We start from the raw sequence: 26,292 nt of genomic DNA, 5'->3' as shown, positions 1-26,292 counted from the left end.
AAAGTTTTTTAACTTTCAACGGATTGACACATCATAGACGCTATTGTATGCTAAACGAGGGTATTATGGTAAGGTTTTCATAGCCTATAGCACTCTACTAATCCTCATTGTGAACCCTTTAATAATCAGGGTTTGTATCAGCGAATGAAGCAGAATCCCATAGATCTAAAGATTTCAAGTCTGATTGCACAATTAGACCGATGGGTGATTGATTTTTTTCAAATAGGACGGCTTATCATAAGCGTCTTCTACGCAGTTTTCATCACCATTTATCACCTTTTTTACAATATTTTTCATCGGGAGTCAGATGAATGAACGATCCAAACGTCATTTTCCGCAGACAGAGTAAATATATGTTCTATTTATTGGCAATTTTTGTGTTTGGCTATGCCATGCCTGGTTTTAAACCACTGTTTCTTGGTTTCATTATCGGCACAATTTTTGCTTTCTTTAATTTATTCCTGCTTATTCGGAGAATGCATGCTTTTGATCGAGCAGTTAAAAAAGGAAAATCTATTCGTTCAATGGGAAGTACAGCCAGGTGGGCCAACGCAATTCTCGCAGTAGCGATTGCTTGGCGTTACCCTAACGAAGTTCATCTGGCAGGTGTTGTTATAGGATTAATGACAATATATCCTGTCATTATGATAGATTCCTTCATTCAACTTAAACGTTCTACTATGGAAGAGAGGTGAATACTCTTTGGGTCACAGTTCAAAAACTACAGAATTTTTAGGGTTAACGTTCAACTTATCCAATGTTCTCATGATTACGATTGCTAGTATCATCGTTCTTCTCATAGCGGTGCTGACTACTCGTGTTCTGGCTATTCGTCCGACAAAGGCGCAGAACTTCATGGAATGGATTGTTGATTTTGTTCGAAATATCATAGGTAGTTCGATGGACATGAAAACAGGAGCCCCATTTCTAGCGCTTGGCGTTACATTACTCATGTACATATTTGTTTCAAACATGCTTGGACTGCCATTCTCGATTACGGTCGATCACAACTTATGGTGGAAATCACCAACTGCTGATCCTGCAATCACAATGACACTAGCGGTTATGGTCATGGGATTGACACACTACTATGGTGTTAAAGCAAAAGGAGTCAAGGAATATACAAAAGACTACTTTAGACCAATCCCACTTTTAGTACCGCTGAAAATTATTGAAGAATTTGCAAACACATTAACACTTGGTTTGCGTCTTTATGGAAATATTTTCGCTGGAGAGATTCTTCTTGGTTTACTTGCAGGACTTGCGACTAATTTCTATTCGCAAAACCTTGCACTAGGTATCATTGGTACATTAGGTGCCATCGTGCCGATGATTGTATGGCAGGCATTCAGTTTGTTTGTCGGAACCATCCAGGCATTTATCTTCACCATGCTGACAATGGTGTATATCTCCCATAAAGTCAGCGACGAACACTAAAAAATTGAGAGTCCAAAAAGGACGTTATTTTAAAGGAGGAGCTTTTTAATGAATTTAATAGCAGCAGCAATTGCAATCGGTTTAGGAGCACTAGGAGCAGGTATTGGTAACGGTCTAATCGTATCTAAAACAGTTGAAGGAATCGCTCGTCAGCCAGAAGCTGGTAGAGAACTAAGAACTCTTATGTTCATCGGGGTAGCTTTAGTTGAGGCACTTCCAATTATCGCTGTCGTTATCGCATTCTTGGCATTCTTTGGTTAATATGTGAGAAGCGTTCTAATATGAATTTTAATGGCGAAGATCAGATTAGTTCGAAACTTCGCCATTCCTTTATGTTTTGTTTCTTAACATATTATTTAAAGAAGGGAGTTGCCGTACTAAATGTCTCAGTTACCAGTAGTTTTAGGAGCAGGTCTAAACACCGGAGATATCATATTCCAGCTGATCGCTATGCTCATCCTGCTTGCACTTTTAAAGAAATTTGCGCTTAAGCCTTTATTAGGGATTATGAAACAGCGTGAAGATTATATAGGAAATGAAATTTCAAGTGCTGAAGAAAAGCACGTTCAAGCTGAAAAGCTTCTTGAAGAACAACGTGTCTTATTGAAAGAAGCACGCGAAGAATCACATACACTCATCGAAAATGCGAAAAAGATTGGTGAGAAACAAAAAGAAGACATCATTCAAGCAGCGCGTCAAGAATCAGAGCGCTTGAAAGAGTCTGCTAGAACTGAAATCGTGAAAGAAAAAGAACAAGCTGTGGCTGCACTGCGCGAGCAAGTTGCATCACTTTCTGTATTAATTGCTTCTAAAGTGATTGAAAAAGAACTTGATGAGCAAGCACAAGAGAAATTGATCCAAGAGTATCTTAAAGAGGCAGGCGAAAGCCGATGAGCGTGACTATTGTCTCTAAGCGTTACGCTTCTGCTCTTTTTGACATCGTTCTTGCTTCTTCGGCAGTAGACGAAACTGAAAAAGAGCTGAATGAGATCAAAAAAGTTCTCAAGGCTGACCAAGAATTAAATGACTTTCTTGTTCATCCGAAGATTACGGCAGACAAAAAGAAACATCTGATTGCAGAAGCTTTCAAAGGTGTTTCGACATATGTTTTGCACACAATGTATTTACTGATTGACCGTGGACGCACGAATATTTTTCCTGAAATGGCGTCTGAGTTTGTGAAACTTGCAAACCGTACGAAACAAATAGACGATGCGATCGTGTATTCAGTGAAACCGCTCAGCGGAGCTGAAATTCAATCTTTATCTGAAGTATTTGCCAAAAAAGCCGGAGTCACATCACTGCGTGTAGAAAACGTGATTGACAAGGATCTAATAGGCGGAGTGAAAATCCGTATCGGAAACCGCATTTATGACGGCAGTGTCAGCGGAAAGCTTTCCCGCATTGAACGTCAGCTTGCAGGCGAAAATCGTTAGAAGGGGTGAAACCTTAGTGAGTATCAAAGCTGAAGAGATTAGCGCGCTGATAAAGCAGCAAATCCAAAACTATCAATCTGAAATTGAAGTAAAAGATGTCGGTACAGTCATTCAAGTAGGGGACGGTATCGCGCGTGTACATGGCCTTGACAACATTATGGCAGGAGAGCTTGTTGAGTTCTCTAACGGTGTAATGGGTATGGCTCAAAACCTTGAGGAGTCTAACGTAGGTATCGTAATCTTAGGACCTTACAAAGATATCCGTGAAGGTGACGACGTAAAACGTACAGGTCGTATCATGGAGGTTCCAGTAGGAGAAGAGTTAATCGGACGTATTGTGAACCCACTTGGTCAGCCTGTTGATGGACTAGGTCCAATTTTAACAAGCAAAACACGTCCAATCGAAAGTGAAGCACCAGGCGTTATGGATCGTAAATCGGTACATGAGCCGCTTCAAACGGGAATTAAAGCAATTGATGCCTTGATTCCAATCGGACGCGGACAGCGTGAATTGATCATTGGGGACCGTCAAACAGGTAAAACATCTGTTGCAATCGATACGATCCTGAACCAAAAAGATCAAGACATGATCTGTATCTATGTAGCGATCGGACAAAAAGAATCAACTGTTCGTGGTGTTGTTGAAACACTTCGTAAGCATGGTGCGCTTGACTACACAATCGTTGTCACAGCTTCTGCATCACAGCCAGCTCCACTTCTTTACCTTGCTCCTTATGCAGGTGTAACGATGGGTGAGGAATTCATGTATAACGGCAAGCATGTGCTTGTTGTGTATGATGACCTTTCTAAACAAGCGGCAGCTTACCGTGAGCTTTCATTATTGCTTCGTCGTCCTCCAGGCCGTGAAGCATTCCCTGGTGATGTTTTCTATCTTCACTCTCGTTTATTAGAGCGTGCAGCGAAGCTTAGTGATGAAAAGGGTGGCGGTTCTATCACAGCATTGCCTTTCGTAGAAACGCAAGCTGGTGATATCTCTGCATATATCCCAACAAACGTTATCTCAATCACAGATGGACAGATCTTCTTACAATCGGATCTCTTCTTCTCAGGCGTACGTCCAGCGGTAAACGCAGGATTGTCTGTATCTCGTGTAGGTGGTTCTGCACAAATCAAAGCGATGAAAAAGGTAGCAGGTACACTTCGTCTGGATCTTGCTTCTTATCGTGAGCTTGAAGCATTCGCTCAGTTTGGATCTGATCTAGACCAAGCGACTCAAGCTAAATTAAACCGTGGTGCTAGAACAGTTGAAGTCTTAAAACAAGACTTGAACAAGCCGCTGAAAGTTGAAAAACAAGTAGCGATTCTTTATGCACTGACAAGAGGATACTTAGATGATGTAGCGATTGCTGATGTCAAACGCTTTGAAGCTGAGTTATTCATGTACATTGAAGAAAACCATAAAGACTTGTTTGACACAATCTCTCAAACAGGAAACATGCCTGCTGATGAAGAGTGGAAAGCAGCGATCGAAGGCTTTAAACGTACGTTTGCACCAAGCAACTAATTAGTAATCTTTCCGAGAGAAAAAGATTCTCTTTTTCTCTCTTTTCACGTAAATGAACACGGATTCCTGAAAAAAGGTGGTGAAATCTTTGGCCTCATTACGCGATATTAAGTCAAGGATCACGTCAACAAAAAAATCGAGTCAGATCACAAAAGCGATGCAAATGGTATCAGCTGCGAAACTGAATCGTGCTGAAAATAATGCGAAGTCCTTTGTTCCTTACATGGAGAAAATCCAAGAAGTCGTTGCGGCAATCGCAACTGGAACAAGTGCTAAGCACCCAATGCTTCTTTCAAGACCTGTTAAGAAAACAGGGTATCTCGTCATTACATCTGATCGAGGACTTGCAGGACCTTTTAACAGCTCGATTTTACGTGCCGCTTACCAAGCCATTCAATCTCGTCATCAATCTGCTGATGAATATGCGGTGATTGTGATTGGTAAAATCGGACGCGACTTCTTTAAAAAGCGTGGTATTCCAGTTATTTCTGAAGTCACAGGGCTTGGAGACGAAGTAGCGTTTGCTGATATTAAAGAATTAGCAAGCAGTACAGTACAAATGTTCTCTGATGAAGCGTTTGATGAACTTTACATGTTCTATAACCATTTCGTCAGTGCCATTTCACAAGAAGTAACAGAGAAAAAATTATTGCCGCTAACGGACCTTTCGGCCGCAGCGACACCAAATAAACGTTCCGCATCTTATGAGTTTGAGCCTTCTGAAGAAGAAATTCTTGAAGTTCTCCTTCCTCAATATGCAGAGAGTTTGATTTTCGGTGCGCTTCTTGACAGCAAAGCAAGTGAACATGCTGCAAGGATGACAGCAATGAAGAGTGCAACAGACAACGCAAAAGAATTGATCGACAGCCTGACACTCTCTTACAACCGTGCTCGTCAAGCAGCGATTACACAAGAGATTACAGAAATTGTCGGCGGAGCAGCTGCCTTAGAATAGAAATAATTGTCAGGAGGGAATGCAATGAAAACAGGACGCATCAGTCAGATCATGGGACCAGTCGTAGACGTTCGTTTTGAAGACGGTCACTTGCCTGAGATTTATAATGCGATCAAAGTTTCGCATAAAGCGGAAAGCGAAAGTGAAGTTGATATCGACTTAACTTTAGAAGTAGCACTACATTTAGGTGATGATACAGTGAGAACCATCGCAATGGCATCAACAGACGGTGTGAAGCGCGGTATGGAAGCTGTAGACCTTGGAAAACCAATTTCAGTACCAGTTGGTAACGTAACACTTGGACGTGTATTCAACGTACTGGGAGATAACATTGACTTAGATGAGCCACTTGGTGTGGAAGCGCAAAGAGACCCAATCCACAGACAAGCGCCTTCTTTCGATCAACTTTCTACAGAAGTTGAAATTCTTGAAACAGGTATCAAAGTTGTTGACCTTCTTGCTCCTTACATCAAAGGTGGAAAGATCGGTCTATTCGGTGGAGCCGGTGTTGGTAAAACCGTTCTGATTCAAGAATTGATCAACAACATCGCACAAGAACACGGCGGTATTTCTGTATTCGCTGGTGTTGGAGAGCGTACACGTGAAGGAAATGACCTTTACTACGAAATGAAAGATTCTGGCGTTATCGAAAAAACAGCGATGGTCTTCGGTCAAATGAACGAGCCACCAGGTGCACGTATGCGTGTAGCTCTAACTGGTTTGACAATGGCAGAGCATTTCCGTGATGAACAAGGTCAAGACGTATTGTTCTTCATCGATAACATTTATCGTTTTACACAAGCAGGTTCTGAAGTATCAGCCCTTCTTGGACGTATGCCTTCAGCGGTAGGTTATCAGCCAACTCTTGCAACAGAAATGGGTCAACTTCAAGAGCGTATCACGTCTACAAACGTAGGATCGGTTACATCGATTCAAGCGATCTATGTACCTGCGGATGACTATACAGATCCAGCTCCAGCTACAACGTTCGCTCACCTTGATGCAACGACAAACCTTGAGCGTAAGTTGACAGAGATGGGGATTTACCCAGCGGTAGATCCACTTGCTTCAACATCTCGTGCCCTTGCACCTGAGATTGTTGGCGAAGAGCATTATGCGATCGCGCGTGAAGTTCAGCAAACATTGCAGCGTTATAAAGAATTGCAAGATATCATTGCCATTTTAGGTATGGATGAATTATCTGAGGACGATAAGCTTGTGGTACACAGAGCTCGTCGTGTTCAATTCTTCCTATCTCAAAACTTCCACGTAGCAGAACAGTTCACTGGCCAAAAAGGTTCTTATGTGCCATTGCAAGAAACTGTTAAAGGCTTCAAGGAAATCTTATCTGGTAAATACGATCACCTTCCAGAAGATGCATTCCGCTTAGTCGGCCGCATTGAAGAAGTGGTTGAAAAAGCCAAAGAGATGGGTGTAGAGGCCTAATCTGGTCCTTAGGAGGGTAAAAGCATGAAGACCGTTCAAGTCAATATCGTTACTCCCGACGGCCCAGTGTATGAAGCGGATGTGGAAATGGTCAGTGTAAGAGCAGAAAGCGGTGAGCTTGGGATTTTAGCTGGCCACGTTCCAATGGTTGCTCCGCTAAAAATCGGTGCAGTTCGCTTAAAACATAGTGGATCAACTGAATTGGTTGCAGTAAGCGGTGGATTTGTTGAAGTTCGCCCCGAAAAAGTAACCATTCTTGCTCAGGCTGCTGAAACATCAGACAAAGTTGATGTCGATCGTGCAAAATCAGCGAAACAGCGTGCTGAAGAGCATTTGAACCACCCGAATGAAAGTGATGTACGCAGGGCGGAACTCGCATTAAAACGGGCATTAAACCGTTTAAATGTAGCAGGGAAATAAAACAGAAAATCCTTCTTATCACTGTGATAAGAAGGATTTTTTTTAGGATGACATGAGAGATTGATACATCGACACATACGGATGAGATGCTTGCTTTTCTAGATATAACTGCTCGCAAAATTGCGTACTGCAATGCCATGTTTTATTATTTCTGCGTAAGCCAAGCGTATATTGGTGCGAAGAGTCCATATAAGGCCGCACGACCCAGTCAGCATCTGAATGATGACGGATGACAACTTCTCCTAAATACACACTCATCATCGCTTCTAATGCATCTATTGGCATTTTCCAATCAGCAAAAAGCTGCTGACGGAAGGCATCGAAGTATAATGACTCTAACTGATAAAGGCTTTCCTCTGAGTAATCCAAAGAAATGTTATGAAAATGACACAATTGTGCTAATTCTTCTAGCTGTGTCTGTCTATAATCAAAGTAGAAAGCAATGGCTTCCCATTCATGTTCAAATGAGGGAACCAGTTCTCCGTACAAATCAACAAAGTCAGGAAAAGAATCTTTCAAATATGATCAGCTCCTTCCACCGCAGTATATCATCTCCTTCGCATCAGAATAAGAGGGGATTCACTCTAAATGTAGCTCTTTTTTCCAAATGATTCATCTTTCCGATTTTGGAGGATATAATGAAAGGGAGTTTTCCTTTACAGAAATCAATAAAAGGAGGATTCAAGTGTATGGAAGACGTAGGACAACAAGCAATTGTCAGTATTGTGATCCACCTATTTTTTATCGCCATTACGTGGTGGGCATTGCTTGCGGTGAATATCGATCCACTGATTAAAAAAGGAAAAATTATTCAAGCTAGATTGCTCATGATGCTGCTCACGATTGCTATTGCATCGGCAGTCAGCAATTTCTTCCTTGATTATTTAAATTTCTCCAGACAAATCCCTTATATGTTTTAACATAAAAGGTTTGGTCACTGCCTTCTGCGGGAACGTAAAAAGAAGTGTCAAAAATATGGCCTTTGATGACTTTTCCACGTATGCATTGATCTCCTTGCGGCAACACTTGTAGCAAGGGGGAATGACAAGTGAGAAAGTATTTAAAAGGTTGGCCATTATTTGCATTTATTCTTTTTTTTGTTCTGATGATTCAAGGTGTTCGGGCGGAAGAAACATCCACGCTCGCCCAAATAGCAGAAGGTATGAAAAACCAGCAAATCGAAGTAAGTGGATGGACGCTTCATGCCAAAACAAATATAGACATTTCATCCGAACAATTTTCAAAAAAAGTGAAACGTTTGAAAGACGAACTACGACAGTATGAGTGGACCGAAAAAAAAGAGAAACATGTCACCAAAGTCACAGGAATTTACAAAGATGAAAAAAATGATACATTATCGAAAATTTTACTCGTGAAGACCGACACAAAATCAAACCAAAAGTCGTATTTATTATATGAGCAAAAAGGTGCTCGCCCACTGAATACCTGGGAGCATACATATGATCAGTTCGTACGTCATGCAAAAAGCATATTACAAGAAAAATTTGTGATTTTTACTTGTCTCGATGGTCATGTAAATGGTATGATGGATGTTGTTTTGCAAAAAAAAGCTGAAATGATAGCAAATGAATTTCAAGCAAAACCTGTTGAGTATCTCGTTGAGTCTAATTTTGTGTCGCTTTCCGCTTACACAGAGAAGTGGGAACAGTTCATTATGACTTCAAATGATAAAATGAATGTTCAAATTGCCATCAGAAGTTCGGAAATGAACGAAAATCATACGATTACGGTTGGCACACCAATCGTAACGACTGAATATTAATATAGAGAATTTGGGACGCGGAGGGGAAGACCTTGGAAAAAATCATCGTCCGCGGCGGTCAAAAGTTAAACGGCACAGTTAAAGTAGAAGGCGCAAAAAATGCCGTTTTACCAGTTATCGCTGCATCTTTGTTAGCAAGTACAGAAAAAAGCGTAATTTGTGATGTACCTACGCTCTCCGATGTATATACAATCAATGAAGTGTTACGTCATTTAGGAGCAGAAGTACATTTTGAAAATAACGAAGTATCAGTAGATGCATCTCATGCACTAGAAACTGAGGCTCCGTTTGAGTACGTCCGTAAAATGAGAGCATCTGTGCTCGTCATGGGACCACTTTTAGCTAGAACAGGTCATGCAAGAGTTGCATTACCTGGTGGTTGTGCGATTGGTTCAAGACCAATTGATCAGCATTTAAAAGGCTTTGAAGCAATGGGAGCTAAAATTCAAGTAGGTAATGGTTTCATCGAGGCTGAAGTAAATGGTCGTTTAAAAGGTGCAAAAATCTATTTGGATTTCCCAAGTGTAGGGGCAACTGAAAACATCATCATGGCAGCAGCATTGGCTGAAGGAACGACGATTTTAGAAAACGTAGCAAAAGAACCTGAAATTGTTGATTTGGCAAACTACATCAATGCCATGGGCGGTAAGGTTCGCGGTGCTGGAACTGGTACAATCAAAATCGAAGGTGTAGAAACTCTTCACGGTGCAAAACACAACATCATCCCTGACCGAATTGAAGCTGGTACGTTTATGGTGGCAGCAGCCATTACTGAAGGAAATGTTCTTGTAAAAGGCGCTGTGCCTGAGCACATGACTTCACTTGTGGCGAAAATGGAAGAAATGGGTATTCAGATCATTGAAGAAGAAGAAGGTTTAAGAGTCATTGGACCATCTGAGCTCAAGCCAATCGATCTAAAAACAATGCCGCATCCTGGTTTCCCGACGGATATGCAATCTCAGATGATGGCGCTATTGCTTCGTGCGAACGGAACAAGCATGATCACAGAAACTGTGTTTGAAAATCGTTTTATGCATGCTGAAGAATTCCGCCGCATGAATGGCGATATTAAAATTGAGGGTCGCTCTGTGATAATCAATGGACCTGTTCAACTTCAAGGTGCTGAAGTGGCAGCGACTGATTTAAGAGCAGGAGCAGCACTTGTACTTGCTGGATTAGTGGCAGAAGGTCATACACGTGTCACTGAATTGAAGCATATTGACCGTGGATATGTGAACTTCCACCAAAAACTAGCAGCAATCGGTGCAGACATTGAAAGAGTAAATGATGAATCAGCAGATGTGACACAAGAACAAGTTGTATCAGATCTAAACGCATAATCATAAAAGAAATCAGTGTGTCCATTTGGGCATGCTGATTTTTTTTAGAATCATAGACTGGTTGCATTTTCAAAAGCTTATCATTAGTGTATCCAATCATTTTAAATTTTATTCATAAAGACGAACAGTAAATCAAATGATGAAGAGCACAAACATATCAGCAAAAGACTTGTCCAATGAATGAAAGAAGCTGTCATATTAGCTTGTCCTTGCCCATAGGATAAAAGAGATTCAATGACAAATGGGGGCAGCCAATATGAAACCAATGATATGGACAATCGCAGGAATTTGCATCATCATTTTAATGATTCCAACCTTACTCGTGTTGCCGACGTTCCAAGGAAAACCAGCAGCCAGCCAACACGTAGCAGCAGAACCATCAGTTAAAAAAGAAGTGAAAGGTTCAGTCAAATTGAAACAATCACCCGTCTCCATTCCCGTCTACCGTTCAGCGCATCAGCAGGTAGAAAACATCCCCTTAGAAGAGTATGTGATCGGTGTCGTCGCTTCTGAAATGCCAGCCGATTTTGAAATAGAGGCGCTCAAGGCACAGGCACTCGCCGCTAGAACGTATATCGTCAGACAAATGATCATTGATAAAACCGTCAAATCTCCACAGGGTTCTCTTGTAGATGACACCCAAATGTTCCAAGTGTACAAAAATAAACAGGAACTGAAGAAAATTTGGGGAAAAGCGTACAATTGGAAATTAAAAAAGGTCACAGAAGCGGTCGCCAGTACACAAGGGAAAGTACTGACGTATGACGAAAAACCAATTGATGCTTCCTTCTTTTCAACAAGTAATGGGAAAACCGAAAATGCAGAAGCTTATTGGAAAAATGAAATCCCTTATTTGAAAAGCGTCTCAAGCAAATGGGACGAAAAATCACCCAAATTCCAAAACAAGAAAACCATCAAAGTGAGCGAATTTCAGCAAAAACTGGGTGTGACCCTTGGCCAGCAGCAGGTGGGAGAAATTGTAGAACGAACACCAGGCAATCAAGTAGCCAAAGCCGTCATTAACGGAAAAACATTGTCGGGCAGAGACATTCGCGAATCACTAGGATTGCACTCTGCAGACTTTACATGGGAACGAAAGGGTCAGCAAATCGTGATTACGACAAAAGGGTATGGCCATGGTGTGGGCATGAGTCAGTATGGTGCACATTATATGGCACAGTCAGGCAAAAAAGTAGAGGCGATCGTGAAACATTATTATCAAGGGATAAAAATTGAATCAGCTGATCGCTTTCTGAACACATATATGGCTAAGAAATAAAAGCAAAGGTGCCTCAAAATGGGGGCATCTTTTTTTATGTGTGAAGAGGTTTGAACAGAATGTGACAAATTGCGACTTAAGACGCACCTCAGGAAATCTTAAACATTTACATCCCGACAAGAACCGATGGCCGATACAAAGCCCCTCGAAAGAATGAGAAAACGAGGGTGACAAAAGAGTCGTTAGGTGAATATATCTAGACATCTGACAGAATTTTAGTGATTTTGATGAAAGAGAAAAAGGGATCGAGTCCTATACCATTCCAAGACAGAATATTTTACGATTAAGATGTTTCAATCAAATACATAAGGAGGAAGGAAAAGCATGTTGAAAAAAGTATTTACACTCGTAACCTTAGCTGTATTGACATTATCAATGTCAATCTCTTCACCAGTATTTGCAGAAGCAGCATCAGCCAAAAAACATAAGAAAGATGTAAGAGTGACGATCTTACTTGATGCAAGTGGAAGTATGGCAAGAAAAGTGGATGGAGAGCGCAAATTCGATTTAGCAAAACAAGAGGTATTTAAATTTGCTCAGTCTCTTCCGAAAGATGCTAAAATCCGTATGAGCTTGTTTGGGTCTGAAGGAAACAACAAAAACTCAGGTAAAGCCCAATCATGTGAAGTCATTAGAGGCGTTTATGGCGTTCAGCCTTATGAAAAGGATAGTTTCGAAAACTCTCTAAACGGTCTTGGACCAAATGGCTGGACACCGATTGCACGTGCTCTTGAAAGTGCAAAGCAAGCAGATAAGCAGCTTCATAAGGGAACAAAACACATTGTGTACTTAATTACTGATGGTGAAGAAACTTGTGGTGGAGATCCAGTGAAAGTAGCGAAAGAGCTTCATAACTCAAAGGGATCTACTGTAGTCAATGTGATTGGATTAGACTTTAACGATGGCTATGAAGGTCAATTGAAGCAAGTAGCTAAAGCTGGTAAAGGTCATTACTACCAAGCAAGCACTGGGAAAGAAATGGGTTCTATCCTTACAGCAGAATCATTAAAACTACACGAATAACTTGCTGAAGAAAAGGGAAACGATTGATTGATGCTTTCGTTTCTCTTTTTCTGTACAAATGAAAAAAAGGGAGATTTTTTAATGAAAAGAAATATTATATTAACCATTTTAGCGAGTCTTGTTCTGCTTCTTTCTTCACCAGCTCATGCTGTAACGAAAAAGGAGCCTGCTCATGTGGTGATTTTACTTGATTTAAGCGGAAGCATGGCACAATCGGTTGAAGGCGAAAAGAAAATCGATATCGCAAAAAGCTCGATCCAAAGTTTCGCAAGTATTTTATCAGAAGATACACAAGTCTTGCTTCGTGTTTTTGGTCATGAAGGAACGAATAAAAATGCAGGAAAAGCCGTTTCTTGTGCAAGTTCCGAAGCAGTTTATGGATTTGGAACATATGAGCAAGCAACCTTTCAACAAGCGCTAAATGTGTATGGTCCAACAGGATGGACACCACTTGCCAAAGCATTAACTGATACGAAACAAGATTTTGAAGATCACCAAGCTAAAGGAAAAAATATTGTATATGTTGTCAGCGATGGTGAGGAAACATGTGGCGGAAGCCCATCACAAGCAGCAAAGCAATTACATGAAGAAGGTATTGACACAATCGTCAATATCATTGGCTTCGATGTAAATGAAAAAGAAGCAAAAAGTCTAAAATCTGTTGCCAAAGCTGGTGGTGGACAATATCAACCAGCAGCAAATGCAGAAGAATTGAATCATATTCTTCAAAAAGAAGCGAACTCTTTTGGTCAATAGGATGTGAAAAGACAGCTGGGGAGAAACCCCCAGCTGTTTTTTCATTAAGGATCAATTTAAAGTCGTTTCCAATTCATCAATCCGTTTCTCCACGTAGTGCTGATCTTTTCTTGCATGAAAGGTTTCGGCTTTTTCTAATATTGCGGTGGTATTGTATTCTGGAATCTGAGAATAGCTTTCGTAAACCCCTTTTGGTATTAACACGTTTCCTTCAGGCCAATAAACTGCGATATTTCCACGTTTCAGCTCTCCGAATTGAGCAACTCCTTGGTAGGATCCATATTGATTAAAAAGGACAACGGGATCGCCTTCTTGGACGTAAAGCTCTTTCGCATCTTCTTCATTCATCAAGATAGAATGCCGCTTTCCACCATTAAAGGCATCCTTTTCACTGTAAATCATAGAGTTGAATTGCTTGCCTCGTCTTGTCGTGATATTGAAATGCCCCTCAGTTTTTCGGTATTGAGGCAGCTGTGCTGGGAGCAGGTGTCCTTTTCCATCCGGTGTTGGACACACCCCATCTTCGCAAAGCCATGCGCCACCCCATTGAAAGACATCCCCTTTATGACGCAAATGCTGGATCCCATCATAGTTCCGATTTGCGATGGCAATCTCACGACGAATGTCTTCAGCATGGTCAAAATGAATCAGCTTCGCGTCTTCTGGGCGAACTCTTTTTGCTAGGTCAATATAAATGTCCCATTCAGCCTTGGCTTCTTCAATGCGAGGTCCTTCAATTTCCGGACTGAAATACACCATGCGTTCCGTACTGGTTGATGTACCGCCGCCTGGCTGTTCATATCTTGTCATTGCAGGCAGAACAATCACAGTCTCTTCTGCTTCTACCAGTGTAGAGGTGTTCAAAATAATATCTTGATGGACACGGAGTTCAAGCTCGGATAGTGCTTTTTCAATCGCTTCAGGATTTGGCATCGTTTCTAAAAAGTTTCCACCGCTAGTAAACAGCATCTTCAGCTTTTGCGGGTGTTCTTTTGGAAGAGCCATTTTTTCAAATGATTGCCCAATCGTGTCACCATGCCATTTTGGAATATCAAATCCCCATATCTTCTCGATTCTTTTAATATTCTCTTCATCAAAATCACTGCCGGGCAATACGAATGGATCGGCACCCATTTCGCCTGAACCTTGGACACCGCTATGGCCACGAATAGGCATAACGCCACAATGTTTTCTGCCAATAAATCCGCGTAACATGGCAAGGTTTGCGACTTGTGATATATTATCAGTTGCAAAGCGATGCTGAGTGAGACCCATACTCCAAATAAACACCCCTGAATTGGCATTGGCAAGCAGTACAGCGAATTCCTTCATTCTTTCTTTAGATAAGCCTGACGATGCTTCGAGATCCGACCATTTTAACTGAGTGACATGCTGCTTTACATCTTTTATGCCGGTTGTATGTGCTTGGATAAATTCATGGTCAAGAGCGGAATGGGGCGCTTGCTCCTCCATATCAAACCAATGTTTGATGACACCATTCATAAACGCAATATCGCCGCCTATATTGACTTGATAAAAATCATCCGCTATTTTTGTGCCGAATAAAGCACTTTCTGGGATAGAAGGGACCCAATATTTTTCCATTGCAGGCTCTTTATATGGATTGATGACAATGATCTTGGTTCCTTTCTTTTTAGCGGCGTACATATATTTAGTCGAAACCGGCTGGTTGTTTGCTGCAACAGAGCCCCAAAATATCAATACATCTGTTCCAATCCAATCACTGTAATTACAGCTGGATGCACCTATACCAAGGGAGCGTTTAAGAGCGGTTTTGCTTGGTGAATGGCAAATACGAGAAGCATTATCGATATGATTTGTTCCCATAAATCGCGCAGCTTTCGCCGCAGTATAGTACACTTCATTTGTAATCCCTCTAGCCGTTAAATAGAAAGCAAGCTGACGTTTATCAATCGATTTGATTTTAGCGGCGATTTGATCTAATGCACTATCCCAAGAAATGCGTGTAAAGGCATTCTCACCTTTTTTTCGAATCAGGGGATAAGGAATACGCCCAAGTTTTCGAAGAGACGTGCTATCCATTTGTTTGAGCCGCTCAATATCTTCGAACCATTTTGGATCAATAGCTGGCATTGTGTTAAGCCGTAGCACATTCAGTCTTGTAGTGCATATATGGGGTCCTGCTAGTGTTTGATCGTATAAACCTGATACACCAAGAGCACAGCCGTCACAAACGCCCTGAGTCAATATACGGTACGCATAGGGGAGATTATCTTTGTTCTCCCATGCCACTTTCATTGTGTCTCGAATGTGTTTCGGTTTTACTTTTCCAAGCCCCATAGGAGCAAAAGAGGCCCATAGCTTTGGTGAGGGTTTTTTGTTGAGTTTAATAGGCCCCTTGTGTTTTGTTTTTCCCATGATATCGTCACCCTCCTATCATTTTGTAAAGCGTTTTCATATCTAAAAATTACCTGTAGATTGTCATTCTGTCAAATTCATATTAAGAGCGGACCGTGACAGAAGAAGGAGCAGTAAGATTTGATTCACGAAGTTGTTTAATATCCTTCCGAATGAGAAGAGATATGATAAACGCAATGAAAAATAGGCCAGAGAAGACCATGAGACTTTGTGTGTAATTGCCTGTAATGTCACGAATAAAGGAGGAAAATAAAGGTCCTGCTAAACCAGCAGCGGCCCAAGCGGTGAGAATATAACCGTGTATGGCACCTAGCTGCTTCGTACCAAATAAATCTCCGATATAGGCTGGAATTGAAGCAAACCCTCCTCCGTAGCACGTATAAATGATCGCCATCACGATTGAAAAGATGAGCGGTTCTTTTAAGTAGGGAAGTAAGGGAAAAGCAATGAGCTGTATAGTAAAGAAAATCGTATACGTATTTGGCCTTCCGATATAATCAGAGAAGGATGCCCATCCGATCCGTCCTAGCCCATTAAAAGCACCTAAAATTCCAACAAGAGTAGCTGCTGCACCCGCCGTGAAACCAACACTTTCTTGAGCAAGCGGTGATGCTACAGAAATAATAGCAATTCCGCATGTGATATTAATAAAGAGCATGACCCACAAATAATAAAAACGCCGTGTTTTAATGGCTTCATTTGCGGTGAGCTGTGATAAATCTTGAGGAATTTTCCTTTGGCTTGTTTTTAGCACGTTAAATTGTTTGACATCATCAGGTGTTGGTGGTGATAAATAAAGAGATGAAACGACCATGATAATAAAATAAGAGATTCCGAGAATATAGAAGGTGTTTGCAATATCAACTTTTTCAATGAGAAATTGAATAATGGGACTGCAAATCAGAGAAGCAAACCCAAAACCCATAATGGCTAAACCCGTTGCGAGTCCTCTTCGATCTGGAAACCATTTGACTAATGTTGATACTGGAGCAATATAGCCTACACCTAATCCGATTCCAGCGAGTACACCATAAAATAAATAGAGGAGAGGTAATGAAGACATGTGGACAGCAAACCCTGATCCAGTCATCCCAATGCCGAAGAAAATAGCTGAGAAGAGCCCTGATGCCCTCGGCCCATACTTTTCAACGAAATGCCCCATAAAGGCAGCTGATAAACCTAAAAATAAAATAGCGATGCTAAATGTCAGGCTTATTTCTGTTAATGACCATTGAAAGGTTTGATGTAAAGGATTCGTAAAAACACTCCATGCATAAACAGATCCGATAGATAAATGAATCCCCACAGCACTTGTAGCGATCAGCCAACGATTTTTTGTTTTATTCATTGTGTTCCCTCCATATAAAGCAAACAAAAAGTTTGATAAGATAGAAATATGTTACATTTTTATGACTTTTTAAAATAATATCACAATTCGTCTGGTTCATATAACTAAATTTGTGTTGAAAGGAAGATCAGATCATGAATCCTTCTGTTAAAACGAAACGGCGCATACACCAATATCGCAAAGGTCAAATGACATGTAAAACAGATGAAGTTGTAGAAGAATTCCCTTTAACCGTGCTGGTGAATGGTGAAGAGTTTGTCACACTCGTTTGTTCACCGGATCATTTGAAAGAATTGGTGATCGGTTTTTTAGCTTCAGAAGGAGTCATTCGATTTGAAAAAGAGATTAAAAGGTTTACAATAGATGAAAGTATGGGTTTTGCATATGTTGACTTACATCACACAACTCAGTTCCAATCCTCAGATTTTACAAAACGAGTGATCGGATCTTGCTGTGGGAAAGGAAGACATTTTTATTTTCTCCAAGATGTGAAGACGGCAAAAACAGCCATTGACCGAATCAGTATTTCTGCTGAAACTTGTATTCATTTAATGAAATGTTTACAGGAGGAAAGTCAGTTATTTCAACATACTGGTGGTGTCCATAATGCTGGACTGTGTGATACAGAAAAGCTATTCATCACTAGGACGGATATAGGACGGCATAATGCGTTGGATAAAATCTATGGATATTGTTTACTTCATAAAATCCCACTGAGAGATAAAATCCTTGTATTTAGCGGCCGGATATCATCTGAAGTTTTGTTGAAGGCAGCAAAATTAGGAGTATCAATCGTCATATCAAAATCAGCTCCTACTGAGTTAGCACTTAAAATGGCAGAAGAATTAAATATTACAACAGTTGGATTCGTAAGAGGAGAATCTTTTAATATCTATACTCATCATCAGCGTATTACAGAATAGGAGGCTAAGTATGGTCAGTATTTTGGATAAAAGACATCGACCATTGCGCGATTTAAGAATATCCGTAACAGATCGCTGTAATTTTAGATGTACGTACTGTATGCCTGCTGAAATCTTTGGACCAGATTATCCTTTTTTAGATAAAGAAGAGCTGCTTAGCTTCGAGGAAATTGAACGACTTGCTGCGCTTTTTGCAAAGGAATTAGGTGTGGTGAAATTACGTATTACAGGCGGTGAACCTTTAATGCGTAAAGATTTGCCCGTTTTGATAGAAAAACTCGCAAAAATTCCAGGTATTGAAGACATCGCGATGACAACCAATGGAACGCTGTTACCTTTGTACGCAGATAAGCTAAAGAAAGCAGGTCTGAATAGAGTCACCATTAGTTTAGATTCTTTAAATCCAGATCGTTTTAAGCAGATGAATGGAAGACACATTTCCATCCAAAAAGTATTTGATGGGATAGAGGCTGCAAAAAAAGCTGGACTTGCTATTAAGATCAATATGGTTGTCCAAAAAGGTGTGAATGATCAAGATATCTTACCAATGGCAGCCTATTTTAAAAAAGAAGGACACATTCTACGATTTATTGAATTCATGGATGTTGGCAATACGAACAAATGGAATCTCAAACATGTATTGACGAAAAAAGAGATTATGGAGCTAATTCATTCAAAATACCCTATCAAACCAGAACCCCCTCGATATCAAGGTGAAGTAGCCAATCGTTATTTTTATGAGGATGGGTCAGGAGAGATTGGCATTATTTCTTCCGTTTCAGATGCTTTTTGTGGATCGTGTAATAGAGCTAGACTATCTGCACGTGGCGAATTATTCACCTGTCTTTTTGCATCATCGGGCTTTGATCTGAGACAATTCATCCGTAATTCAGAAAATGATGAATACCTAGTGAACATATTGAAGGAACTTTGGTCAAACAGACAGGATCAATATTCAGCTGAGAGAGAGCAAAAGAAAGATCAGAAAAAAGTTGAGATGTCCTACATCGGCGGGTAATGACAACAAAGTATCATGATCATCGATTTTTGAAAAGAAGAGAAAATGCTATAATCACTGTTGAAAATCTTCTTTTAACATCAGGATAATATTTCCTATAAGGCTCGGCCCCATAAAAAAACAGCAGAGATTCTGCTGTTTTTTAAAATGTTATTTTGTACCTCAAAATTGACAGAGTAAGGATGAAAAAGAGATTTTTATTCATTTTGTCCTGCTTTACATTGACAGGAACTATGCTAAGATCAAATCAATCTTTACCAACTCGATTTTTTTACTCCTGGAATCTGTCCTTTATAGGCAAGCTCACGAAAAGCAATTCGAGACATTTTAAATTTTCTCAAGTAACCTCTAGGACGGCCAGTTAATTCACAGCGGTTTTTTAAGCGAGTGGGTGAAAAGTCTCTAGGTAGTTTCTGCAAAGCTTCATAGTCACCTTTTTCTTTTAGCTCTTTCCTTAATTGTGCATATTTCAAAACGAGCTGCTGCCGCTTTTTTTCTTTTGCTATTTTTGATTTCTTTGCCATTTAAAACCCTCCTGGTTTAAGTGTGTATGTTCCATTGAAAGGGGTCTTCAAACGTTGTCCAATCTTGATCAAATTCTTCAGGTGTAAGTAAGCATTGATCTAGTGTACGAATAATATCTGCTTTAGGTAAATCTACACCGATAAAGACAAGTTTTGTATGTCGATCACCAAACTCTGCATCCCACTCATCTAGAATGTCTGGTTCCTGATTTAAGATCCGTGATCGTTCTTGCTCAGGCAAGGCAGCAATCCAGTATGCGATTGGTTCAATTGCCACAGATTTTCCAGCTTGTGAAATTAAAATGGTTAAATCATGATGTGTCGCTAGCCATGTAAATCCTTTCGCTCGAACGATTTGCTCTGGCATTTGATCTAACCATGCATTCAGTCTGCCAGTATGAAAAGGGAGCCTTCTTTCATAAACAAAAGATGATATTTGGTATTCTTCTGTTTCAGGCGTATGCTGAGAGTGTCCAGCATTAATTTCTTTGATCCAGCCCGCAGAAGCACTAGATTTTTCAAAATCGAATAAACCAGTATTCAAAATATCACTAGGTTGTACGTTACCTTTAGAGGTTCTAATAATGGCTGCTTCTGGTTGAAGTTTGGTTAACACGTGCTCAAGCCGATCTAGTTCTGATGCTGATACAAGATCACATTTGTTGATAATGAGCACATCACAAAATTCAATTTGATCAATAAGTAAATCGGAAATCTCTCGTTCATCATCATCTGAAACTGCTTCTTTACGATCCAATAAACTTTCTCCTGACTGGAAATCTGTCCAGAAACGGTTTGCATCTACCACCGTTACCATCGTGTCTAATCTGCAAAAACGTGTCAAGTCTATGCCCATTTCTTCATCAATGTAAGAGAAAGTTTGAGCGACAGGAATTGGTTCACTAATACCTGTAGATTCAATGACAATATAATCGATATTCCCAGCCTTACAAAGGCGTTCTACTTCAATTAATAAATCTTCTCTCAATGTGCAACAAATACAACCATTAGATAGTTCAACCAGTTTCTCATCTGATCGAGAGAGTTCGCCGCCTTGCTTAACTAATTCCGCATCAATGTTTATTTCACTCATGTCATTGACAATAACAGCTACTTTTAGGCCTTTACGATTTTGAAGAACATGATTTAATATCGTGGTTTTTCCAGCTCCTAAAAAGCCGCTTAGAACTGTGACAGGTATTCTTTTATCCATTTGATTTAGTCCTTTTGAACATGCTCATTTTGTATGCCGCCTCACTTATATAGTAATGATTACGATTTAAATCTTAAAAATTATTTTGTTTCCCGATGAAGGGTGTATTTCTTTAATCGTGGAGAATATTTTTTTAACTCCAATCGGTCTGGGTTCGTTCGTTTATTTTTTGTAGTGATATAGTTTCTGTCACCTGTTTCAGTACAGGCTAAGGTGATTTTCACGCGCATAATTGATATAATCCTCCTTTATTTCGTAATGATTACGATTTGTATTTTAAAATGATAAAGGCTGATTGTCAAGTTTAGTATCAAGTCTATGCCAACTCAAATAAAAAAGGGGTATCGTATTTCATTGATACCCCTTTTCATTAATAAAAGTCACCAAGTTCTTCTTCGTAATAATCTTCGTACTGTTGGACATCAGTAGGAAGCTCTTGGAGAAAGGCTAGCCCGCCTAGTATAAACATCAAAACGATCGCGATGAATGAGAGAATAACGGCGGCAATACTTGAAATCGCAAACAGTGTTTGCATTTTCATCATCTTAGCATATTGTTCCAATAATTCTTCGTAAGAAGTATCAGGCGCTTGAATCAATTGTTCAGCTGCTTTCACGGATTTTTGGACATGTATTCCCATCATAATCAGAAAAACGCCAATGGCAGCAGGAAGAACAAGCCAAAACCCACTGAGGATGGATAAACCACCTGAAATATAGAGAAAGATGCTCCCAACCTTTCCCCACTTTGTTATTGAATGAAGAGATTGAATGATTTTCTCAGTTTGTTGCAATTGTGTTCACTCCTTTATGTATTCACTCTATATCATACTTGAGCAAGTAGTACTTTAGGAAGAGTGAATTGACCTTTTTTCTATCTTTTATTTACTTTTTATGGATAAATAAATTATTTTTGAATAAGAAAAAAGTAGCAATTACTACAATTCTAATCGATAAATTTTGTCATAAATAAGAAAAGTAGTTTGAAGTAATTAGAAAATTTATCAAAATATGTTGTTAGTTGTCTATCAATTGGTTATTATTGTATTGTATTACCATAAAAATTGGAAGGTGGAATTCATATGTTAGATCGAATTTTAAACAAAATGACCAATGTTCAACCTGCAGCTGCTAGATGTATTTTGCAAAGATTGGTAACTTCTTGCCAATCAGCACCAACTTGTTTCCTTCAAGGCGTTGGAACTTTCCGTTACTATGTGGATCGTGACACAGGTGAGATTTGTACTAGCCAAGAACGCGTTAAATGTGGCTGCTAAATCTAAGTATCTTATTTATTAGGGTGTGAACGCATGAGCATAACTCCAATTTCATTAGTAACAAATGCTATGCAGACGTCAAATAAGCGTCAAGCAGGCCATACATCAAATTCTTTTTTGACCCAAGCAGCGCAAATTGTTCAAGGCGACCATTCTCCAGAAGAGAGAAAGGCGTTATTTCAACAACTGACTTTAGTTCAGCAAGGAAAAGATTTAGAGCTTCATGTTTCTAAATTAAAGGAACTAGAGAAAGAGGTTCAAAAAGAGGGATCTTCTTCTGTTACTGTGAATCAGCACGGTGATCAAGTTGACATTTCAAATGAAGCTCGCAGTGAGTTTGAACAAGCTGAGGAACAAACATCCGCTTCAAGCGAAGCTAATGATATCGCTGCAGAGGAAAAAGGGAAGGATGTTCAGCCAAATTCACAATAATAAAAAATGAGGCATGTGTTTATGCTCTTCACATGCCTCATTTATCTTTAGTTTGCAGCTAGTCTTGAATAAAGACCGTCTGGAAAAGGTGCTGCATATGAGATGGTATCATTGTCTTCTACCATGATGTAGAAAGGAAACTCCTGAATTTGGAATGCGTTTATCAATTGTTCGTCTACCGGAATAATCCGCAAGTTTGTTTCGTTATCACGATATAATTCTTGGTCCTTTTTTTGCCCGTTTTTCAACAAAATACTCAATGAAACGTTTAGTTTACGCTGCTTTTTTGTTTCTAGGAATTGTTCGAGTGATGGAATGCAGTGCGGACATGCTGTGTCAGTGAAGATCAGTAATTGTTGTGTACGATTTGTTTGCAGCAGATCATTCATGTGAATGGGTGATGGCTGTTCGAGAAGTGGATGCGCAAGTTTCTGCCCCACGTGTTCTATAGGTAAGATGATAAGCTGCATCTGTTGTTTTAAATAGATGATAATTCCAGCCGTTAATAGAAGACTGCAAATCATAAGAGCGAGCTGTAAAAGAAAAATTGAATTCATCGTATATCGTCCTCTCAAAGTGAAGTTACGCAAAGCTATCATATTACAAATATCAAAAATATGTCAATTATACTAAATGGTGTAAGGTGGAGCATCTCATGAGTACAGTGAACCATTGTTTATATGCAATCTCCTATACTTGGAAAAAAAGTCGTTCTTATCTTCTTTTAACTTTGTTCATTCAAGTGATCGTTGGTTTTATGCCTTTGGCTAGTGTCTGGATTATTCAAACTTTGATTAATGAAATTATTTTATTTATGACGTCTTCAGGTGACATCCAAAAGGTTTTGTGGTTATTTGGACTGCAAATGGTCATTGTGATTTTAGGATATGGGCTTCAATTCATTCTTCAGCTTAGTCAACAGAAAGCAACAAATCTGATTGGTCTGCATTTGAAAGGTGAATTGCTTCAAAAAGCGATAAGACTGCCGTTTATTACGTTTGAGCACCCGTCATTTTACAATGAAAGTCAACGTGTGATGAACAGTCATCAGCATGTTCTCAGTATGGTGAGAAGTATTTTTACAATGATGAGCGCGTTGATTACTGTTGTATCACTTCTTATCTATATGATCGGTATTCATTGGGGCTTAGCGGTCATATTGTTCTTGTTTACCTTGCCTGTATTATGGATTGAACTTTTTTTTGGAGGCGCACGTTATCGATTAAATCGTTTGTTAACGGCTAATGATCGAAGAGAAATGTATGTATCTGATCTCGTCGCGCAGCGAGATTCTTTAAAGGAAGTTCGTTTATATGGAATAGGGAATTATCTTCTTCAAAAGTGGAGAGGTCACTACGTTAAAAGTGCAGATGAAAAATATAATTTGCTGAAACGCCAAGTGCGCTGGGAGATGGCAGGCGGGTTGCTTATGACATTGGCCTATGTGTGCTGTGGTTTATTGATTGTCTTTCTTATTTTTCAAAAAAAATTAGCAGCGGGTACGTTTGTTGCAGTGCTGCAAGCTGTACAAAACATTCAAAGTGGGTTTCAAGATTTAACAAGAGAATGTTCTAGTTTATATGAAACAAGCCTATATGTTGATGAAATGAGAGCTTTTCAAAAGAGAGAAGAGGAAATGCATGAACATGAACAGACAGAAGAGGCAGCGTCGCTTCAGGGAATTGAGCATATCCAGTCCATTACATTAGACAATCTCTCTTTTACTTATCCGAATATGAAAAAACCAGCGATTGAGCATATTCATTTTCATATGAATAAAGGTGAACGAATTGCATTAGTAGGAGATAATGGGTCCGGTAAAACCACTTTAATCAAATGTTTAACCGGCTTATATGATCCAGATCAACAGAATATGCACAAAGTCAATGGAGAGGATATTTCCACCATCCATAAAAAGACCTATCATGCGAGAATGGCTGTTCTTTTTCAAGATTTTATGAAGTACGAATTCACTGTGAGAGAAAACATAGGGTTTGGCCGTATTGATGATATAGAAGAGGAAGAGCGGTTGATTTCAGCCGCCCGCCAAGCAGGTATAGAGAAAAGAATTAATCAAATGGAAGACACATATGATGCGCAGCTAGGTCGCTTTTTTGAAGAGGGACATGAATTGTCTGGCGGACAATGGCAAAAGCTTGCGATGGCGAGAACCTTCTTTAGAGAAAGTGATTTTATTATTTTAGATGAACCGACCTCTGCTCTCGATCCGCTGTCGGAGATCTCGCTCATTCGAAAGTTATTCGATCATACGCAGGATCAAGGGGTTTTGTTTATTACACATCGTATGGGAGCGGCCCGCTTAGCAGACCGTATCATCGTCATGAAAGATGGTGCTTTTATTGAAGAGGGCAACCATGATGAACTGATGGCGTTGCACGGAGAGTACAGAAGGCTTTACGAGGCACAATCTCAACTATTTCAACAAAAGGAGATGGTGTAAGGTGAGTGTCTTTTATTTCATAGGCGTCTATTTACTAGGAATCATTTTTGCGGGTGCATGGCTCGATAAAGCAAGGAAACAGAAGGCACATGTCCAGCAGATCAATGCTTATCGGTTGTTGCCGCCTTCTTTTGCGGCACCTATGTTTTATTTATTTTTGTTGATTGAATTGGTTTGTACGGTTCATTTGTTTATATGGAACATGTCTGTCCTGCCTGCAATTGGCCTTACAGCCCTGTTATGTATTTATACTGGAGCGGTTACGTTCAATTTAATTAGGGGGCATCGTGATATTTCGTGCGGTTGTGGAGGGTTACTGGAAAACGATCGCCTGCATTGGGGGATTGTGATTCGTAATCTGCTGATGCTTACTCTTGTGGCAGGGTTATTTTATGTACATCCTAGTGTTGAAATGATTTCATTGCGGTTGAAAATGATTTGTTTTCTCATTGCAGCGGCTGTATGTTTGATCATAGCGGTCAGCCAAGAAATTGTGCTATTGAAGCGAAAGTGGATCGACTCATTCCAGATTGCAGATGAATCAATTATAGAAGGAGATAAAATGAAATGACAGATATTTTATTAATCATTGTGTTATTAATTGTCATTGCCCAGCTGGCTGTCGTTTTTTTGCTTGCCCGTTTTATCGGGAGATTTATGAATAAAATAAAGTCCCTTGATGGAATTGAATTGAAGGAAGCGGATATTGGTGACCCGGCTCCGTTATTTCGCAGTTATTCGCATGTAGGTGAAAAGGTGATCTTGAAGGAGTATTTGCAAAATGGGCGAGCTGTGATGCTGTTATTTGTGAATTCTACTTGTATGACTTGTAAAAGTATTTTGTCTGATGTGCAGCCTCAAACTTCACATGATGATGCTCATGTGATTGTTATTAATGGAGATGAACAAGCCGATGATGCCTCGCTTCTTCAATTGCTGCCGGAGCAAGCTGTTTATATGCGCTCATCACAAATTATGGAGTTGTATGGAGTAACAGTTGTTCCGCAAGCGCTTCTGATTGATGAACATGGTATCATTCTGAAAAGAAAATCGCTTCAAAATGCGAAGCAATTTGAGCAGTTGGTGCATGCTTCATAAAAAAGCGTCTCTTTCTTCAAGAGACGCTCCAGCGTGTAGACAAACCCTCGCATTCTTTGTCAGTCCTGCGTGCTGGTGCTCACGAATGTGAAATTCGCTCCGCGCCAGTACTCGTCCTTCCTAGACTGCAAAGGTTTTCTATCACGCTGAAAAGAAGACAAAGGGCTAAAATCAAGTTCATTTTAGCCCCTTGTCAACA

The 26,292-nt window shown here is 40.0% G+C and carries 29 protein-coding genes; 21 read left to right on the top strand and 8 right to left on the bottom strand.

What is annotated here, in order from left to right; all coding sequences use genetic code 11:
• Nucleotides 1-311: 311 nt before the first annotated feature.
• The 9 genes from NST73_RS17325 (at nucleotide 312) to NST73_RS17285 (ending at nucleotide 7,219) form a co-directional block, all read left to right on the top strand.
• Nucleotides 312-695 (top strand): ATP synthase subunit I, encoded by a 384-nt coding sequence (locus NST73_RS17325; RefSeq protein WP_007497639.1) that lies wholly within the window; start codon nucleotides 312-314, stop codon nucleotides 693-695.
• Between the two features lie 7 nt (nucleotides 696-702).
• Complete coding sequence (gene atpB, locus NST73_RS17320; RefSeq protein ID WP_007497637.1) at nucleotides 703-1,437, top strand: F0F1 ATP synthase subunit A; 735 nt, start codon at nucleotides 703-705, stop codon at nucleotides 1,435-1,437.
• Between the two features lie 48 nt (nucleotides 1,438-1,485).
• Complete coding sequence (gene atpE / locus NST73_RS17315) at nucleotides 1,486-1,698, top strand: F0F1 ATP synthase subunit C (protein ID WP_003214968.1); 213 nt, start codon at nucleotides 1,486-1,488, stop codon at nucleotides 1,696-1,698.
• Nucleotides 1,699-1,818: 120 nt separating this feature from the next.
• Nucleotides 1,819-2,331, top strand: coding sequence for a F0F1 ATP synthase subunit B (gene atpF, locus NST73_RS17310; protein ID WP_007497634.1), 513 nt, complete (start codon nucleotides 1,819-1,821; stop codon nucleotides 2,329-2,331).
• Nucleotides 2,328-2,873 (top strand): F0F1 ATP synthase subunit delta, encoded by a 546-nt coding sequence (locus tag NST73_RS17305; protein ID WP_007497632.1) that lies wholly within the window; start codon nucleotides 2,328-2,330, stop codon nucleotides 2,871-2,873. The genes atpF and NST73_RS17305 overlap by 4 nt, the downstream gene beginning before the upstream one ends.
• A gap of 16 nt (nucleotides 2,874-2,889) precedes the next feature.
• Entirely contained in the window at nucleotides 2,890-4,398 is a 1,509-nt protein-coding gene (gene atpA / locus NST73_RS17300; RefSeq protein WP_008343398.1) for a F0F1 ATP synthase subunit alpha, read from the top strand.
• Between the two features lie 88 nt (nucleotides 4,399-4,486).
• Nucleotides 4,487-5,353, top strand: a complete 867-nt coding sequence (locus NST73_RS17295; protein ID WP_007497628.1) for a F0F1 ATP synthase subunit gamma — start codon at nucleotides 4,487-4,489, stop codon at nucleotides 5,351-5,353.
• A 24-nt stretch (nucleotides 5,354-5,377) separates the two neighbouring features.
• Nucleotides 5,378-6,799: a F0F1 ATP synthase subunit beta gene (atpD, locus tag NST73_RS17290; protein ID WP_008343395.1), complete on the top strand. Its 1,422-nt coding sequence runs from the start codon at nucleotides 5,378-5,380 to the stop codon at nucleotides 6,797-6,799.
• A 24-nt stretch (nucleotides 6,800-6,823) separates the two neighbouring features.
• A complete protein-coding gene (locus NST73_RS17285) occupies nucleotides 6,824-7,219 on the top strand; it encodes a F0F1 ATP synthase subunit epsilon (protein ID WP_008343393.1) in 396 nt (131 codons plus the stop codon).
• A 42-nt stretch (nucleotides 7,220-7,261) separates the two neighbouring features.
• On the opposite strand, the gene NST73_RS17280 is transcribed toward NST73_RS17285, so the two are convergent.
• Nucleotides 7,262-7,738, bottom strand: a complete 477-nt coding sequence (locus tag NST73_RS17280; protein ID WP_073412973.1) for a hypothetical protein — start codon at nucleotides 7,736-7,738, stop codon at nucleotides 7,262-7,264.
• A 170-nt stretch (nucleotides 7,739-7,908) separates the two neighbouring features.
• Here NST73_RS17280 and NST73_RS17275 point away from each other — a divergent pair, with 170 nt between their 5' ends.
• The 6 genes from NST73_RS17275 (at nucleotide 7,909) to NST73_RS17250 (ending at nucleotide 13,400) form a co-directional block, all read left to right on the top strand.
• A complete protein-coding gene (locus NST73_RS17275; RefSeq protein WP_008343389.1) occupies nucleotides 7,909-8,139 on the top strand; it encodes a DUF1146 family protein in 231 nt (76 codons plus the stop codon).
• A gap of 128 nt (nucleotides 8,140-8,267) precedes the next feature.
• Entirely contained in the window at nucleotides 8,268-9,002 is a 735-nt protein-coding gene (locus tag NST73_RS17270; RefSeq protein ID WP_008343385.1) for a YwmB family TATA-box binding protein, read from the top strand.
• Between the two features lie 32 nt (nucleotides 9,003-9,034).
• Nucleotides 9,035-10,342: a UDP-N-acetylglucosamine 1-carboxyvinyltransferase gene (murA, locus tag NST73_RS17265; RefSeq protein ID WP_007497616.1), complete on the top strand. Its 1,308-nt coding sequence runs from the start codon at nucleotides 9,035-9,037 to the stop codon at nucleotides 10,340-10,342.
• A 256-nt stretch (nucleotides 10,343-10,598) separates the two neighbouring features.
• Nucleotides 10,599-11,621, top strand: coding sequence for a stage II sporulation protein D (gene spoIID / locus NST73_RS17260; RefSeq protein WP_144679097.1), 1,023 nt, complete (start codon nucleotides 10,599-10,601; stop codon nucleotides 11,619-11,621).
• A 324-nt stretch (nucleotides 11,622-11,945) separates the two neighbouring features.
• Nucleotides 11,946-12,644 (top strand): VWA domain-containing protein, encoded by a 699-nt coding sequence (locus tag NST73_RS17255; protein ID WP_008343379.1) that lies wholly within the window; start codon nucleotides 11,946-11,948, stop codon nucleotides 12,642-12,644.
• An 81-nt stretch (nucleotides 12,645-12,725) separates the two neighbouring features.
• Nucleotides 12,726-13,400: a VWA domain-containing protein gene (locus NST73_RS17250; RefSeq protein ID WP_342499241.1), complete on the top strand. Its 675-nt coding sequence runs from the start codon at nucleotides 12,726-12,728 to the stop codon at nucleotides 13,398-13,400.
• 51 nt (nucleotides 13,401-13,451) lie between these two features.
• On the opposite strand, the gene NST73_RS17245 is transcribed toward NST73_RS17250, so the two are convergent.
• Nucleotides 13,452-15,800 carry an FdhF/YdeP family oxidoreductase gene (locus NST73_RS17245; RefSeq protein ID WP_326241843.1) on the bottom strand — a complete coding sequence of 783 codons (2,349 nt, stop codon included), beginning with the start codon at nucleotides 15,798-15,800 and terminating at the stop codon, nucleotides 13,452-13,454.
• Between the two features lie 82 nt (nucleotides 15,801-15,882).
• On the bottom strand, nucleotides 15,883-17,148 hold the full coding sequence (locus tag NST73_RS17240; RefSeq protein WP_025208127.1) for an OFA family MFS transporter: 1,266 nt from the start codon (nucleotides 17,146-17,148) through the stop codon (nucleotides 15,883-15,885).
• A gap of 134 nt (nucleotides 17,149-17,282) precedes the next feature.
• On the opposite strand from NST73_RS17240, the gene fdhD reads away from it, so the two are divergent.
• Both fdhD and moaA read left to right on the top strand, forming a co-directional pair.
• Nucleotides 17,283-18,071, top strand: a complete 789-nt coding sequence (fdhD, locus tag NST73_RS17235; RefSeq protein WP_024718748.1) for a formate dehydrogenase accessory sulfurtransferase FdhD — start codon at nucleotides 17,283-17,285, stop codon at nucleotides 18,069-18,071.
• Nucleotides 18,072-18,081: 10 nt separating this feature from the next.
• On the top strand, nucleotides 18,082-19,089 hold the full coding sequence (gene moaA, locus NST73_RS17230) for a GTP 3',8-cyclase MoaA (RefSeq protein ID WP_268381904.1): 1,008 nt from the start codon (nucleotides 18,082-18,084) through the stop codon (nucleotides 19,087-19,089).
• Between the two features lie 254 nt (nucleotides 19,090-19,343).
• On the opposite strand, the gene rpsN is transcribed toward moaA, so the two are convergent.
• The 4 genes from rpsN to NST73_RS17210 form a co-directional block, all read right to left on the bottom strand.
• Nucleotides 19,344-19,613, bottom strand: coding sequence for a 30S ribosomal protein S14 (gene rpsN / locus NST73_RS17225; RefSeq protein WP_268361061.1), 270 nt, complete (start codon nucleotides 19,611-19,613; stop codon nucleotides 19,344-19,346).
• Nucleotides 19,614-19,629: 16 nt separating this feature from the next.
• The gene (locus tag NST73_RS17220; RefSeq protein ID WP_041091417.1) at nucleotides 19,630-20,826 is read right to left on the bottom strand and encodes a GTP-binding protein; all 1,197 of its coding nucleotides are present in this window, start codon (nucleotides 20,824-20,826) and stop codon (nucleotides 19,630-19,632) included.
• A gap of 80 nt (nucleotides 20,827-20,906) precedes the next feature.
• On the bottom strand, nucleotides 20,907-21,056 hold the full coding sequence (gene rpmG / locus NST73_RS17215) for a 50S ribosomal protein L33 (protein WP_003214771.1): 150 nt from the start codon (nucleotides 21,054-21,056) through the stop codon (nucleotides 20,907-20,909).
• Nucleotides 21,057-21,196: 140 nt separating this feature from the next.
• Nucleotides 21,197-21,619 carry a DUF5362 family protein gene (locus tag NST73_RS17210; protein ID WP_007497598.1) on the bottom strand — a complete coding sequence of 141 codons (423 nt, stop codon included), beginning with the start codon at nucleotides 21,617-21,619 and terminating at the stop codon, nucleotides 21,197-21,199.
• Nucleotides 21,620-22,135: 516 nt separating this feature from the next.
• Here NST73_RS17210 and NST73_RS17205 point away from each other — a divergent pair.
• The gene (locus NST73_RS17205) at nucleotides 22,136-22,534 is read left to right on the top strand and encodes a hypothetical protein (RefSeq protein ID WP_039165303.1); all 399 of its coding nucleotides are present in this window, start codon (nucleotides 22,136-22,138) and stop codon (nucleotides 22,532-22,534) included.
• Between the two features lie 47 nt (nucleotides 22,535-22,581).
• Here NST73_RS17205 and NST73_RS17200 read toward each other — a convergent pair whose 3' ends face one another.
• Complete coding sequence (locus NST73_RS17200; protein WP_017368198.1) at nucleotides 22,582-23,091, bottom strand: hypothetical protein; 510 nt, start codon at nucleotides 23,089-23,091, stop codon at nucleotides 22,582-22,584.
• Between the two features lie 98 nt (nucleotides 23,092-23,189).
• Between NST73_RS17200 and NST73_RS17195 the strand changes: the two genes are divergently transcribed.
• Genes NST73_RS17195 through NST73_RS17185 form a run of 3 tightly spaced genes read left to right on the top strand, consistent with a single transcriptional unit; the run spans nucleotide 23,190 to nucleotide 26,093 of the window.
• Complete coding sequence (locus NST73_RS17195; RefSeq protein ID WP_144679101.1) at nucleotides 23,190-24,995, top strand: ABC transporter ATP-binding protein; 1,806 nt, start codon at nucleotides 23,190-23,192, stop codon at nucleotides 24,993-24,995.
• Nucleotide 24,996: 1 nt separating this feature from the next.
• Complete coding sequence (locus NST73_RS17190; protein WP_024718741.1) at nucleotides 24,997-25,566, top strand: MauE/DoxX family redox-associated membrane protein; 570 nt, start codon at nucleotides 24,997-24,999, stop codon at nucleotides 25,564-25,566.
• Nucleotides 25,563-26,093, top strand: a complete 531-nt coding sequence (locus NST73_RS17185; protein ID WP_007497592.1) for a thioredoxin family protein — start codon at nucleotides 25,563-25,565, stop codon at nucleotides 26,091-26,093. The genes NST73_RS17190 and NST73_RS17185 overlap by 4 nt, the downstream gene beginning before the upstream one ends.
• Nucleotides 26,094-26,292: the final 199 nt, after the last annotated feature.

Origin of the sequence: Bacillus sp. FSL W7-1034 (genome assembly GCF_038593365.1) — a bacterium.
In the GTDB taxonomy this organism is placed as follows: Bacteria; Bacillota; Bacilli; order Bacillales; family Bacillaceae; genus Bacillus; species Bacillus altitudinis.
The sequence above is the reverse complement of the archived record's forward strand: the minus strand, read 5'-3'. Positions and strand labels throughout refer to the sequence as shown.